The organism is Streptomyces sp. NBC_00102 (assembly GCF_026343115.1).
Classification (GTDB): Bacteria; Actinomycetota; Actinomycetes; order Streptomycetales; family Streptomycetaceae; genus Streptomyces.
Genome location: NZ_JAPEMC010000001.1, coordinates 152,138 through 165,631, shown reverse-complemented (window position 1 = coordinate 165,631; position 13,494 = coordinate 152,138). Strand labels below are relative to the sequence as shown.

General features: G+C 69.7%; 10 protein-coding genes. 6 read left to right on the top strand and 4 right to left on the bottom strand.

From position 1 onward, the window contains the following. Nucleotides 1-50: 50 nt before the first annotated feature. From OHA55_RS00695 to OHA55_RS00680, 4 genes are all read right to left on the bottom strand, one after another. The gene (locus tag OHA55_RS00695) at nucleotides 51-2,201 is read right to left on the bottom strand and encodes a PQQ-binding-like beta-propeller repeat protein (RefSeq protein WP_266701743.1); all 2,151 of its coding nucleotides are present in this window, start codon (nucleotides 2,199-2,201) and stop codon (nucleotides 51-53) included. A gap of 182 nt (nucleotides 2,202-2,383) precedes the next feature. Continuing rightward, complete coding sequence (locus OHA55_RS00690) at nucleotides 2,384-3,226, bottom strand: citryl-CoA lyase (protein WP_266701741.1); 843 nt, start codon at nucleotides 3,224-3,226, stop codon at nucleotides 2,384-2,386. Further along, nucleotides 3,223-4,422 (bottom strand): CaiB/BaiF CoA-transferase family protein, encoded by a 1,200-nt coding sequence (locus tag OHA55_RS00685; protein WP_266701738.1) that lies wholly within the window; start codon nucleotides 4,420-4,422, stop codon nucleotides 3,223-3,225. The genes OHA55_RS00690 and OHA55_RS00685 overlap by 4 nt, the downstream gene beginning before the upstream one ends. A 59-nt stretch (nucleotides 4,423-4,481) precedes the next feature. After that, nucleotides 4,482-5,249: an IclR family transcriptional regulator gene (locus tag OHA55_RS00680; RefSeq protein ID WP_266701727.1), complete on the bottom strand. Its 768-nt coding sequence runs from the start codon at nucleotides 5,247-5,249 to the stop codon at nucleotides 4,482-4,484. A gap of 212 nt (nucleotides 5,250-5,461) precedes the next feature. Here OHA55_RS00680 and OHA55_RS00675 point away from each other — a divergent pair, with 212 nt between their 5' ends. From OHA55_RS00675 to OHA55_RS00650, 6 genes are all read left to right on the top strand, one after another. Continuing rightward, nucleotides 5,462-6,964, top strand: a complete 1,503-nt coding sequence (locus tag OHA55_RS00675; RefSeq protein WP_266701725.1) for an aldehyde dehydrogenase family protein — start codon at nucleotides 5,462-5,464, stop codon at nucleotides 6,962-6,964. Then, nucleotides 6,961-8,709: a thiamine pyrophosphate-binding protein gene (locus OHA55_RS00670; RefSeq protein WP_266701723.1), complete on the top strand. Its 1,749-nt coding sequence runs from the start codon at nucleotides 6,961-6,963 to the stop codon at nucleotides 8,707-8,709. Before OHA55_RS00675 ends, OHA55_RS00670 begins: the two co-directional genes overlap by 4 nt. A 5-nt stretch (nucleotides 8,710-8,714) precedes the next feature. Further along, nucleotides 8,715-9,869 carry an ABC transporter substrate-binding protein gene (locus tag OHA55_RS00665; protein ID WP_266701721.1) on the top strand — a complete coding sequence of 385 codons (1,155 nt, stop codon included), beginning with the start codon at nucleotides 8,715-8,717 and terminating at the stop codon, nucleotides 9,867-9,869. A gap of 67 nt (nucleotides 9,870-9,936) precedes the next feature. Beyond that, nucleotides 9,937-10,806, top strand: coding sequence for a branched-chain amino acid ABC transporter permease (locus tag OHA55_RS00660; RefSeq protein ID WP_266701719.1), 870 nt, complete (start codon nucleotides 9,937-9,939; stop codon nucleotides 10,804-10,806). Further along, nucleotides 10,803-12,638 carry an ATP-binding cassette domain-containing protein gene (locus OHA55_RS00655; protein WP_266701717.1) on the top strand — a complete coding sequence of 612 codons (1,836 nt, stop codon included), beginning with the start codon at nucleotides 10,803-10,805 and terminating at the stop codon, nucleotides 12,636-12,638. Before OHA55_RS00660 ends, OHA55_RS00655 begins: the two co-directional genes overlap by 4 nt. Next, nucleotides 12,635-13,387 carry an ABC transporter ATP-binding protein gene (locus tag OHA55_RS00650; RefSeq protein ID WP_266701716.1) on the top strand — a complete coding sequence of 251 codons (753 nt, stop codon included), beginning with the start codon at nucleotides 12,635-12,637 and terminating at the stop codon, nucleotides 13,385-13,387. The genes OHA55_RS00655 and OHA55_RS00650 overlap by 4 nt, the downstream gene beginning before the upstream one ends. Nucleotides 13,388-13,494: the final 107 nt, after the last annotated feature.

Sequence of the window (13,494 nt, the reverse complement as noted above, 5' to 3'; positions counted from 1 at the left end):
GGCTGAGAGGCGCCCGATCGGAGAGGTGGCGCGCGGTGAAGGGCGTGGAGCTAGGAAACGACGATCTTGCCGGTGCTCTGCGGGGAGACCGGGTCGTTGTAGAAGAACTCGCCCGGGGTGTCGAAGGTGTACGTGTACGACTCGCCCGGCATGAGCAGCCCGGTGTCGAACTCGGCCTCGAAGAAGGCGACCGCGCCGTGGGCGGTCTTGTTGGAGGCGGGGTTGGTGAAGGTGACCGTGGTGCCCCGGGGGATGGCGAGGTGCTGGGGTGACATGGCGTTCTGTGCCACCAGGCTTTCGGTGGCGCCGGGCGCGGCCTTGGCGTTGTCCCAGACGCGGCCGAGCGTGACGGTGTTGCCCGCCGTGGTGCCGCTGACCGCCGCGGTGCGGATCTGGTTGCGCTTCGACGGGGGTACGGGCGCGGTGGCCGGTCCGACCTTCCCGCCGATCTTGAACGCCCAGAGGTGGTCGCCCTTGGGGATGTCCGGGTAGGGCAGCCCGTTTCCGCCGGCCAGCACAGCGACGTACTGCTCACCGTCGACCTCGTACGTCATCGGGCTCGTGTTGACGCCCGCGCCGCACTGCCAGGTCCACAACTCCTCGCCGTTCGCGTCGTCCAGGGCGGTGAGGACCCCGTCGGGACGCCCCTGGAAGAGGACGCCGCTCGCGGTCGAGAGGACGCCGTTGCCGTGGGCCAGCGACCAGTCGCCCTCCTGCCGCCAGGAGACGGTGTTGGTACGCGGGTCGACCGCCACGACTCCGCCGGCGAAGTACTCGCCGAGCGGGCGCGCGGTGTTGACCCGGCCGCCGTGGGTGTTGGAGTACGCGGAGTTGATCAGGCCGTAGCCCACGTAGACGAGCCCCGTGCGGTGGCTGAAGGACGGGGAGGACCAGTCCGCGCCGCCGCCCGCCCCCGGGTAGAGGATGGTCGGCCGGTCCCAGTGCACCTCGAAGAGTCCGCCGGTGGCGTAGAAGGGAACCGGCCGGGTGGCCTTGTCGATGCGCGGCTCGGTCTCGACGAAGGGCTCACCGCCGGGGAACGGCTGGGTGGGAGCGGTCTTCTGGGCCGCGTGTTGCGGCACCGGGCGCTCCTCCATGCCGTGCACGGGGTCACCGGTCGCGCGGTCGAGGATGTAGTACATCCCGGTCTTGCTGCCGTAGACGACGACCCTGCGCTTGCGGCCGTCGATCTGGATGTCCGCGAGGACCGGGGACATCACCCCGTCGTAGTCCCAGATGTCGTGGTGCACGGACTGGAAGTGCCAGCGCCGCTTCCCCGTCTTGGCGTCGATGGCCACCAGGCAGTTGGCGAAGAGGTTGTCGCCGCCCCGGGTGGAGCCGTCGGTACGCGGGTAGGGGTTCCCGAACGTCCAGTAGACGAGGCCGAGTTCCGGGTCGACCGCGGGGTGGATCCAGCACACGGCGCCACCCGTCTTCCAGGTGTCGCCCTCCCAGGTGTCGTGCCCGAACTCACCGGGCCCGGGCGTGCCCCAGAAGGTCCAGACGACCTCGCCGGTGGCCGCGTCCAGTCCGTAGCCGCGGCCCCGGGCGCCCGCGGTGCTGCCCTGGGTGCCGACGTAGATCATGCCGTCCCAGTAGACGACCGCCCCGGCCAGACTGCCCCTGCTGCCGCCGCACTGGCCGCTGGCCGGGTCGCAGCCAGGGTCGCCCTGGTCCTCGATGAGCATCGCCCTGGTCCAGACGACCGCACCGGTCTTCTGGTCCAGCGCGTAGACCGTGTTCTCGCCCGAGATGGTGAAGGCGAGACCCTGGCCGAGGGCCACTCCGCGCATGTTGGTGGTCTCGGAGCCGACGCTGGTCTTCCACTTCACCGCGCCGGTACGTCCGTTGACGGCGAAGATGTTCTGCTGGGTGGTGGCGATGTAGAGCACGCCGTCCTGGGCGACGACGGCGCACTGCTGGGCGCGGCCGGTGTCTCCACCCTCCAGGTTGATGTGCCATGCCCCGCCGAGCTGCTTCACATTGCGCGGGGTGATCTTCTTGAGGGACGAGTAGTTCTGGTTGGCCAGGTTGCCGCCCGCCTTGGGGAAGTTGGCTTCCGTCGGCTTGAACGCCTGCTTGGGGACGGGGAGGGCCAGCGTTCCCGTACGGGATTCGACTGCCTGGGCGGGTGAGGAACCGAGAAGAGTGGCGACCGCTGTGGTGCCGGCCGCGCTGGCGAGAAAGCCACGTCTGTCCATGAACCCTCTTTCGTGACATGCCCCTGCCGGGTCCGGGTCCGCCTGGTGGTCCGTGCGGGGAGTCGGGGGGCTGAGAGAGTGAAGTAGCGGATCTTGGTCCGCTGTGCGGTTTGTCAGACCCGCACGATGGTTGCCGTGAGGCGGTTCCATACGTTAAGGACGCCGCCGGAGTGTGGCAAGGGTTATGACGCGGATTCCTCGGCGGGGCGTGAAGGCGACGGCGCCAGACGAGCCGGGAGGACGGAGCGCGGGATGGGGCCCTTGTTCCGGCGGCCCTGCCCCGTCTCCTCCCAGGCGTGGGCCAGGATGCCCACCGACCGGCTCAACACGAACAGGCCCCTGGCCAGCGGAGCGGGGAAACCCAGCTCGGCGTAGATGACAGCCGTGGCGCCGTCGATGTTCATCGGTACGGGGCGGGCTCCGGCGCGGCGTTCCCGCAGGGCGCGCTCGACCGCGAGTGCCGCCTGGAGGTGGTCGCCCGCCACGACCCCCGCCGCCACCGCTTCCTCGGTCAGCCGCAGCAGCGGATCGCGGCGCGGGTCGAGGGGGTGGAAACGGTGGCCGAATCCGGGGAGGTAGCGGGACCGGGCCTGCCACAGCGCCATGACCTCGCGTGCCGCGGCGTCCCAGTCCGCGCCGGCCAGGTGGTGTGCGCGGATCTCCTCCAGCATCTGCACGCACTGCTGGCCGGCGCCGCCGTGGACGTCGCCGAGCATGTTGACGCCGGTGGCCACCGCGCTGTTGAGGCCGATGCCGCAGGTCGCGGCCATGCGGGCCGCGGCGATCGAGGGCGCCTGCGGGCCGTGGTCGACACCCGACACGAGGGCGGCCTCCAGCAGGGCGGACTGCCGGGGTGAGGGGAGGTCCCCCCGCAGCAGCAGCCAGATCATGTCCACCAGGCCGACCGATCCGATCAGGTCCTGCACCGGTCGGTCCCGCAGTTCGATGGAGCCGGGTTCGATGTGGCTGACGGCGGTGGCCCACCACTGGGCCGCCTCGTCGTGGGCGGATGCGGGTGCGCTCATGAGACGGTCGTCTCCTTCGTGGCGGTCGCGGACCAGAGCGAGGCGAGCTGCTCGCGCTGGTGGTTGTGCTCGCCCAGCAGTGGCGGTGGTGTACGGGGCAGGAAGGCCTCCCCGTCGAAGAGCACTCCACTGCCGAGCACGGGCAGAGCCGTACCCGAACCGTCGGGCCTTCGCAGTTCGGCCACGAAGCCCCGGTGCCGCAGCTGCGGCTGCTCCAAGGCCTGCGGGATGGTCAGTACCCGCGCCGCGGGGACTCCGGCGGGAGTCAGCACCTGCTCCCACTCGGCTGCGGGGCGTCGTGAAAGGGCCTCGTTCAGCGCGGCGTTGAGTTCGTCGCGATGCGCCTTGCGGCCCTCGCGTTCGGCGAACCGGGGGTCCGTGACGAGTTCGGGGGTGCCCACGAGTCGGCACAAGGTCTCGAACTGCCGCTGCTGGTTGGCCGCGATGTTGATGGGCCCGTCCTTCGTGCGGAACGTCCCCGAAGGTGCGGCGGTGGCGTTCTGGTCTCCCATCGGCTCCGGCGGCACGCCGCTGACCAGGTAGTTCGAGACGGCCCACCCCATGGCCGACAGGGACGTCTCCAGCATGGAGACGTCCAGCCTGCTGCCTTGCCCGGTGCGTTCCCGGTGGAGGAGGGCCGCGCTGATGGCGAGGGCCGCGGACAGCCCGCCGGTCGTGTCGCAGACGGGGAAGCCGACCCGCAGCGGGGCGGTGTCGGCGGTGCCGGTGACGCTCATCATTCCGGAGAGGCCCTGGATGATCTGGTCGTAGGCCGGTGCGTCGCTCATCGGCCCGGTCTGGCCGAAGCCCGAGATGGAACAGCAGACCAGGCGGGGGTTGATCTGGTCGAGCCGCTCCTGGTCGTATCCCATCCGGGAGAGGACGCCGGCGCGGAAGTTCTCCAGAAGCACATCGGCACCGCTCAGCATGTCCTCGAACACCTCGCGGTCGGCCGGGTCCTTCAAGTCGAGCTCCACGGACTTCTTGCCCGCGTTCTGCGCCAAGAAGGAGGCACCGATGCCGGCGCGGTTGAGCTCGGCGTCGGGGCCGAGGTTGCGCGCCAGGTCGCCCTGTCCGGGCCGTTCGATCTTGATCACCTCGGCACCGAGGAGCATGAGGTGATAACTGCAGTAGGGGCCCGCCAGCACGTTGGTCAGGTCCAGGACTCTCGTACCTTCGAGCGGTCGCACATCCATGAGTGATGTCTCCTCAACGCGGCGCCGGGTGGCCGGCGCCGCTGTTCGGGGCAAGGTGATCAGCCGCGGGGTCCCAGGGGGTGGTCGAAGCCCTGAGTCATGATCTGTCCGGCTACCTGCAGCAGGTCCTGGGCGAATTCGTCGACGGACTCCTGGGTGATGCGGGCGCTGGGACCGCTCAGGGAAAGCGAGGCGACGACCACGCCCGAGGAGGTGGTGAGCGGTACGGCCACGGCGGTGAGGCCGATGTCGCGCTCGCCCTGACTCACCGCGTACCCCTGCTCGGCCGTCTCGTCGGCCCATTCCCGCAGTTGCGCGGCGTGCTCCCGGCCGTGCGGCGAGTCCAGCGCGATCCGTGTCAGAAGGGCGTCGCTCGCGCCACCGAGCAGCACCTTCGACGAGGCGCCGGCCCAGAGCGGAAGCTCGTCCCCCACCCGCACCACGTGCCGCAGGGGCTGCGGACTCTCCTGCTGGGCGACGCACACGCGGTGGATGTCGCGCCGGATCATGACGTTCGCCGTCTCGCCGCGACGGTCGGCCAGCTCCCGCAGCAGCTTGACGGTTTCCGGCGGCAACTCCCAGCTGCCGTGAGCCAGATGAGCCCAGCGCCACAGGCCGGGGCCCGCCGTGTACCCGGCGTCCGTGGACCAGAGCAGGCCGGACTGCTCCAGGGTCTGCACGAGTCGGACCACGGTCGTCTTCGCCAGTCCGGTCGCTTCCACGATCGTTCTGAGCGGGACGACGGGCTGATCTTCAGTCAGCAACGAGAGGATGTCCAGGGCTCGGCGCACACTGCGCACGCCTCCCTGTCCCTGCTCCGAATCCATGGGTTCTCCTTCGTGGGGTGTGTGCCGACTGCGCCGGCAGGAGTGAGGCGGGACGCTTCTCCCACCCGAACTCTTGCGCCTATTCGGCGGGAAACCTGAGGTTTCAACTTCTTGCGTCCGGGCCCTTGCCAAGCCCAACTGGCGCCCGTACGTTACACGCCAGTCCACAAGGCGGTCTACGAAAACCGCTAGATGGCTTACTTGGAGACGTGATGCTGGAAGTCCTCCTCAAGTCCGCCGCCGACGGAGAAGTCGTCGACGCACTTCCTTTCCTCGCCGGAACGTGGTCCGGCGACGGACCGTGGGTCGATCGGACCGGCCCCTACGTGCGGCGGACCGTCAGCCGCGCACCGACCGCGCTGCCCGCCGAGATCGACCGGGCCGTTGCCGATGCCCGCCGCTACGCGCCCCAGGTCGCCTCGCTCGCCCCGGCGGCGCGGGCCGACATCCTGCAACGGGCCTCCGCGGCCGCGCTCGCCCACCGCGACCAGCTGGCCGCTCTGCTCGCTCTGGAGCTGGGAAAACCGCTCAAGGACAGCCGCGTCGAGATCGAGCGGGTCGCTTCCACCTTCGAGGTCTGCGCGGCCGAGGCCCGCCGTATCGACGGGGAGACCCTGCCAGTCGCGGGCTGGAACACCGGAGTGGGCAACAGCGCCTTCACCTACCGGGCTCCTGCCGGAGTGGCGCTCGCCATCACCCCGTTCAACGCGCCGGCGAACCTCCTGGCGCACAAGCTCGGCGCCTCCTTCGCCGCGGGGAACACCACCCTGGTGAAGGCCCCTCCCCAGGCCCCTGCCATTTCGGCGGCCGTGGTCGCCCTGCTTCTCGACAGCGGAATGCCTTACCAGGCCGTCCAGTTGCTGCACGGCGGGGGTGAGGTCGGCTCCGCGCTCTGTGCGGCCACCGAGGTCGACGTCATCAGCTTCACCGGCAGCGCCACCACCGGAGCGGCCGTCGCCCGCGCCGCCGGCGCCAAGCGGCTCGCCCTCGAACTCGGTGGCAACGCGGCCACCATCATCTGCGAGGACGCCGACGTCGAGGCCGCCGCCAAGGCCGCGGCCCGTACCGGATACAGCAACTCCGGGCAGAGCTGCATCTCCGTCCAGCGGGTCTACGTACACCGCAGCCGCTACGAGGACTTCCTGGAGCTCTTCGCCGCCGCGGTGGACGCTCTCGTCGTCGGGGACCCGATGGACCCGGCCACCGACATCGGCGCCATGGTCGACGAGGAAGCGGCGGAACGCGTGGTCCGCTGGTCCGCCGAGGCCGCGGAACTGGGAGCCACCGTGCTCCGGGGCGGCACCCGCACCGGAGCCACCGCGGCACCGACCATCGTCGCAGGCCCGCCCTCGAACGCCTCGGTCGTCGCGCACGAGGTGTTCGGCGCGCTCGTCGCCGTCATGCCGTACGACGACTTCGACACCGTCCTCGGCGAGTGCAACGACAGTCGCTACGGCCTGCAGGCCGGCCTCTTCACCCAGGACATCAACCGCATCTTCACCGCCTGGCGCCGCCTCGAAGTGGGCGGACTCATCGTCAACGGCACGTCCAACTTCCGCCTCGACCACGTCCCGTTCGGCGGCGTGAAGGACTCCGGATTCGGGCGCGAGTCGCCGCGCTGGCTCATCGACGACTACACCGTCGTCAAGACCCTCATGCTCCGGGGCCTGTCCATCTGGGGCGACCGCCACGACCTCACGAAAGAGAACCAGTGACCACCGTTACCGCCGCTGAGGCGCTCGTCGCCCAACTGGAGTCCTACGGCGTCGAGTACGTCTTCGGCACCTGCGGGCACACCAACATCGCGTTGCTCGACGCCTTGGGCCCCAGCTCCATCCACTTCGTCATCGCCCGTCACGAGCAGGCCGCGGCCCACGCCGCCGACGGCTACGCCCGCGCCTCGGGCAAGCCCGGGGTCCTGCTCACGCACGTCGGCCCCGGCATGATGAACGCGGTCACCGGAGTCGCCACGGCCGCCATGGACTCCGTACCGCTCGTCGTCATCTCCGGCGACATCCCCTCCTACTACTACGGCCGCCACCCGCACCAGGAGGTCAACCTCCACGCGGACGCCGACCAGACCGCGATCTACCGGCCCTTCTGCAAGCGCGCCTGGCCCGCCCAGCGCACCGCCGACCTCCCCCGGACCCTGGAACGCGCGTTCTGGACCGCGACCTCCGGCCGGCCCGGCGCCGTCCTCGTCAACGTCCCCATGGACCTCTTCTCACGGCAGGTCGAGCCGTACGTGCCCGGATCGCACGCGATACCCGACAGCGCGCTTCCGGGTCTCACCGAGGAGACGGCCGAGCGCATCGCCCTGGCGCTGGTGAACGCCGAACGGCCGCTCATCTACTTCGGCGGCGGACTGCGCACCCCCGAGGCCAAGGAGGCGCTGCTCTCCCTGGCCGACCACCTCGACATCCCGCTCGCCCACTCCCTGATGGGCAAGGGCGCCATCCCCGACCGCCACCCGCTCCTGCTCGGCATGCCCGGCTTCTGGGGCCTGGACTCGACCCACGCCCACACCAAGGACGCCGACGTCGTGCTGGCCCTCGCCACCCGCTTCGCGGAGACCGACGCAAGCTCCTGGGAGGCCGCCTACACCTGGAACTTCCCGCCGAGCAAGCTCATCCAGATCGACATCGACCCGGCCGAGATCGGGCGCAACTACCCGGTGGAGATCGGAGCCGTCGCCGACGTCGGCCACTCCGTGCGTGCCATCGAAGCGGCGGTCCGGGGCCTTCGGCCCGAACCCACCCGCCGACCGGGGCTGCGGGAGACGATCGCGGCCAGCCGTAACGAACTCTTCGACCTCGCGGACGAGAACGGGGCGAGCGACAACTTCCCACTGCGTCCGCAGCGCATCCTGGCCGACCTGCGAGCGAGCCTCCCCGCAGACGCGATCCTCGTCACCGACGTCGGCTGGAACAAGAACGGCGTCGCGCAGTCCTACGACCTCCCGCCCGAGGGCCGCTTCATCACGCCCGGCGGCGCCTCCACCATGGGCTTCGGCCCGGCCGCGGCCGTCGGCGTCCAGATGGCCCAGCCGCAGCGCACCGTGGTCGCCCTCATCGGCGACGGCGGGATGAGCGCACAGCTGCCGGCCGTACCGATGGCCGTGGAACAGGGGCTGCCGGTGATCTTCGCCGTCATGAACAACCGCTCCCACGGCACCATCTCCGACCTCCAGCGCTCCAACTACGGTCGCGGATACGGATGCGACTTCACCGATCGGCAGGGCGAGTCCTACAGCCCGGACTTCGCCGCCTACGGACGGTCCTGCGGCGCCGACGGCTACGAGCTGGCCTCCGCCGAGGACCTGGCCAAGGTCCTCGCCACCGCGGTGGAGCGCCGGCGCCCGGCTGTCATCGACATCCCCATGGTCAACGAGCCGGTTCCCACGCCCGGCCACTGGAACATCAACGACATCTACCAGGGCAAGTTTCCGGACGAAGGATGATTCCCATGCGCGCCAGAACCCGTCACACCCTCACCGTCCCGGCCGTCGCCCTCGGCGTTCTCCTCGCCGCGACCGCGTGCAGCGCCCCCGGTGACTCCTCTTCCGACGACGCGGGCGACAGCGGCCCGATCAAGCTCGCCGTGGTGGACGCCCAGAGCGGCCAGCTCGCCTCGCTGGGCGACTGGGAGGCCAAGGGCGCCAAGCTCGCGGTCAAGGAGTGGAACAAGAAGGGCGGCATCGACGGCCGCAAGATCGAGCTGACCGTCTTCGACGACCAGGGTGACCCGACCACCGGCACCAACATCGCCCGCAAGCTGGACAGCGGGAACTACGTCGCGATGATCGGCACCGCGGAGAGCGCCGTCACCGTGGCCATGGCCCCCATCCTCAAGCAGGCGGAGATCCCCAACATCACCTCCGGCCAGGCCACCGCCCTCGTCGACGTCAAGAGCCCCTTCCTCTTCCTCAACGGGCCGACCAGCACCACCTACGACTCCACGCTGGCCGACTACCTGGTCACCACCAAGCAGTACAAGAAGATCGCGCTGATCTCCAACAACGGTTCCTACGGCAAGGGCGAGCACGACGCCTTCACCGCCGCGCTGGGGAAGGCCGGCATCACCCCCGTCGCCGACCAGGTCGTCACCACCGACCAGAAGGACTTCAGCGCCTCGCTCTCGCGCATCCGGCAGGCCAAGCCCGACGCGATCTTCATCGGGTCCGAGGAGGTCGAAGCCGGCCTCATCGTCAAGCAGGCCCGCGACCTCGGCATCACCGTTCCCTTCGCGGGCGCGGCCCCGCAGGGCACCCCGGTCTTCATCGAGACGGCCGGCGCCGCGAACGCCGACGGCACCATCGTCAGCTCGCCCTACCTGAGCAACGAGATCAGCGACGCCAGCCGCGCGTTCGCCGCCGCGTACAAGGCGGAGTACGGCAAGGACGCCGAGCTGCACGGCGCCAAGGCGTACGACGGCACCAACATCGTGCTCACCGCGCTGAAGAACAGCGGCGTCGCCAAGGGCCAGAAGCTCGCCGACGAGATCCGCGCCACCAAGTACCAGGGGCTGCTCGGCGACTTCGCCTACGACGAGACCGGCGTCGGCATCTTCAAGACCACCATCGGCATCATCAAGGACGGAAAGCTCTCCGCCGCTCAGTAGGGGCCGCCTCTCACCGTCAGCCCTTCGAGCCGAGAGCCGGGCTCCGCACCGGCTTCAGGGAGCACCCATGCAAGTCACTCTGCAAACCCTCGTCGGAGGGCTCAGTCTCGGCGCGATCTACGCCCTGATCGCTGTCGGCTTCTCCGTCGTCTACCGCACCATGGGCCTCGTCAACTTCGCCCACGCCGACGTCGCGATGATCGGCGCCTACGCCTGTTCGACGTTCTACCTCACCTCGCACCTCCCGTTCGTCGCGGCCATCCTCATCTCCATCGTCGTCACCGGTGCCATCGGTCTGGTCATCGAGCGGGTCCTGCGCCCGCTCGAAAACAAGGACTTCGACCTCATGCTGATCGGCACCATCGGGTTCGGCACCGTCCTCCAGGCCGCCGCCACCTTGATCTGGGGAACCACCGGCCGGGCCATGCCCTCGCCGATCACCTCCGGCCCCCTGGACATCTTGGGGATCCGCATCCGCACGTACGACCTGATGGTCATCGCCGTCACCGCGGCCACCGTGGTCCTGCTCACCCTCTTCCTCCAGCGCACCAAGCCGGGCGCCGCCATGCAGGCGGTGGCCATGGACCACGAGGCCGCGACCGCCGTCGGCATCCACGTGGGCCGCAGCAACGCCCTCGCCTTCGCGATCGGCGCCGGCATCGCGGCCCTCGCCGGAAGCCTCGCCGGACCCATGCTCTACGTCGACGCCACCCTGGGCGGCGCCCTGGGCGTCAAGGGGTTCGCCGCGGCCATGCTCGGCGGATTCGGGAGCATCCCCGGCGCGGTCGTGGGAGGCCTGGCCATCGGGGTCCTGGACTCCTACGCCGGCGACCACTTCCAGGGATACAGCGTGCTGGTCACCTTCCTCGTCTTCACCGCGGCCATCATGATCCGCCCGACCGGCATCTTCGGCGAGAGGACGGTGAGCAGGGCATGAGCCTCCTCAAGTCGAAACCGGTACTCGTCCTGCTCGGGTGCGTCCTGGCCTACGCGCTGCCGTACGGACTGAACGGCTACTCGATCCACGTGGTCGACATCGCGATCATCTTCGCGCTCCTCGCCGTCGGCATGGGGCTCGTCATGGGTGTCGCGGGCCAGATCAACCTCGCCCAGGTCGCCTTCTTCGGAGTCGGCGCCTACACCACCGCCATCCTCACCACCCACTCCGGATACGGCTTCTGGACCGCCGCGATCCTCGGCATCGTCACGACGATGCTGGTGGGACTGCTCGTGGGCCTGCCCGCACTGCGCATGCAGTCCCACTACCTCGGCATCGTCACGCTCGGCCTCGCCCTGGGGTTCGTCAACTGGATCACCAACGCGAAGATCACCGGCGGCGCGGACGGCATCTCGGGCATCCCCGTACCACCGCTCTTCGGGATCGACCTCGCCGACGAGTACATGTACTACTACCTGGAGATCGTGGTCTTCGGGCTCGCACTCGCCTTCGGCACCTTCGTGGTGCGGACCCGGCTCGGACGCCGACTGCGCGCCATGCGGGACGACGCGCTGGCCGCCGGCGCCATGGGCGCCGAGATCCCCCTGCTCCGGATGACCGCGTTCCTCCTCGCCAGCACCTATGGCGGAGTGGCCGGCATCCTCTACGCCGGACTCATCCGGTACGTCGCCCCCGAGACCTTCAGCCTCAGCAACATGTTCCTGCTGCTGGCCATGGTCATCATCGGCGGCCGCCGCAGCCTGGTGGGATGCGTGGTCGGCGCGGTCGGCCTCGTGCTGATCCGCGAGGCCCTCGTCGACTTCGCCGTCTATGCACAGCTCGGATACGGCATCGTCGTCGTCCTCATGGTGGTCTTCGCCCCCACCGGAATCGCGGGCATCCCCGAACGCATCCGGGACGCCGTCAGCCGCCGCAGGAAGAGCGACGACGTGAGCGCCGCCGAGCTCGGGGCCTACCTGCCCGAGCCCCTCCCGCAGAACCCCGCGCCCGATCTGGGAGCGGGCAGCGGGCCGGCCCTGGAAGTCAGCCACCTCACCAAGAAGTTCGGTGCGCTGACCGCGCTGAACGACGTCACCCTCACCGTGGAACACGGAGAGATCCGCGGCATCGTCGGCCCCAACGGGTCCGGCAAGACAACGCTGTTCAACGTGATCAGCGGGCTCTACCGGCCCTCCGCGGGCCATGTCACCGGCGTCGGCCGCGACATCGGCCGGGCACGCCCCTACCAGCTGTCCCTGGCCGGAATGGCGCGCACCTTCCAGAACCTGCGCCTCTTCTCCCAGATGACCGTCCGCGAGAACATCCTCGTCGTCCTCGACCGGTCCCGTACGTCGACGGTCTGGCAGTACGCCCTGTGGCCCGTCGGAGTCCTCTCCGGCGAGCACCGGTTGCAGGAGGAGGCGGACCGCATCCTGGAGGAGTACGGGCTGACCGCCTTCGCTGACGCCCATCCGCAGTCGCTCCCGTACGGGATCCAGCGCCGCATCGAAATCGCAAGGGCCATGGCGGGGCGCCCCAGCCTGCTCCTCCTGGACGAACCGGCGGCCGGTCTCAACGGAGAGGAGGTCGGCCAGCTCTCGGCGATCGTCCGCTCCATCCGCGACCGGGGCGTCACCGTCATCCTCATCGAGCACAACATGGGACTGGTCATGTCCCTGTGCGAACGGATCACCGTCCTCGCCGCCGGTACCGTCATCGCCGAGGGCACCCCTGCCGAAGTGGCCGCCACACCTCAGGTCATCGAGGCGTACCTCGGCGACTCGGTGCCCGACACCCTGCCCGTCCCCGTCGCACCGGAGGTTTCCTCATGACCACCACCGCTGCCGGACCCTCCGCAGCAGGTACCGGTACCGACAGTCTCGCCGTCACCGACTTGACCGTCCACTACGGCGGAGTCTGCGCGGTCAGATCGGTGGCGCTGAGCGTGGCTCCCGGCGAGTCCATGGGAATCATCGGGTCCAACGGCGCGGGCAAGACCTCGACGCTCAAGGCGCTCATGGGGCTCATCCCACGCAGCAGCGGCAGGATCACCCTCGGGGACACCGATCTCAGCAAGGTGCGGGCCCGGGACATGGTCCGCCACGGTGTGGGCTACGTCCCCGAGGGACGCCACGTCTTCCCGGGGCTCTCCGTCGAGAAGAACCTGCTGCTGGGCGCCTACCACCGGTCGTGGAAGGGAGAAACGCGCGACACCCTCGCGCACGTCTACGACCTCTTCCCCATCCTGCGGGACTTCCGCAGCCGTGCGGCGGGCGACCTGTCGGGCGGTCAGCAGCAGATGCTGGCCATCGGCCGCGCACTCATGTCCCGGCCGAGGCTGCTGCTGCTGGACGAACCCTCCATGGGGCTGTCCCCCAAGCTGATCGAGAACGTCCTGGACATCCTCGTACGCCTACGGGGCGAAGGCCTGGGGCTTCTGCTGGTCGAACAGAACGCCAAGCTGACCTTCGGCGTCACCAGCCACTGCCTCGTGATGGAGAACGGTTCGGTCGCGATGTCCGGCACCTCCGAGGAACTCGCGCACGACGAGCGGGTACGGCAGATCTACCTCGGGCTGTGAACGGGCCCGCGCCCGACCCACGGCCCCGACACACCTCACGTCCGGACTGAACCTCGGTCGGCTGCCCCGCAGGCGGCCGACCGAGGAGCCCGGACATCCCGACAGGA

Excerpts from the sequence above, each read along its gene's own strand:
- OHA55_RS00690 (WP_266701741.1), bottom strand. The coding sequence starts at position 3,226 with ATGAGCGCACCCGCATCCGCCCACGACGAGGCGGCCCAGTGGTGGGCC.
- OHA55_RS00685 (WP_266701738.1), bottom strand. The coding sequence starts at position 4,422 with ATGGATGTGCGACCGCTCGAAGGTACGAGAGTCCTGGACCTGACCAAC.
- OHA55_RS00655 (WP_266701717.1), top strand. The coding sequence starts at position 10,803 with ATGAGCCTCCTCAAGTCGAAACCGGTACTCGTCCTGCTCGGGTGCGTC.
- OHA55_RS00675 (WP_266701725.1), top strand. The coding sequence starts at position 5,462 with ATGCTGGAAGTCCTCCTCAAGTCCGCCGCCGACGGAGAAGTCGTCGAC.
- OHA55_RS00650 (WP_266701716.1), top strand. The coding sequence starts at position 12,635 with ATGACCACCACCGCTGCCGGACCCTCCGCAGCAGGTACCGGTACCGAC.
- OHA55_RS00665 (WP_266701721.1), top strand. The coding sequence starts at position 8,715 with ATGCGCGCCAGAACCCGTCACACCCTCACCGTCCCGGCCGTCGCCCTC.
- OHA55_RS00695 (WP_266701743.1), bottom strand. The coding sequence starts at position 2,201 with ATGGACAGACGTGGCTTTCTCGCCAGCGCGGCCGGCACCACAGCGGTC.
- OHA55_RS00660 (WP_266701719.1), top strand. The coding sequence starts at position 9,937 with ATGCAAGTCACTCTGCAAACCCTCGTCGGAGGGCTCAGTCTCGGCGCG.
- OHA55_RS00680 (WP_266701727.1), bottom strand. The coding sequence starts at position 5,249 with ATGGATTCGGAGCAGGGACAGGGAGGCGTGCGCAGTGTGCGCCGAGCC.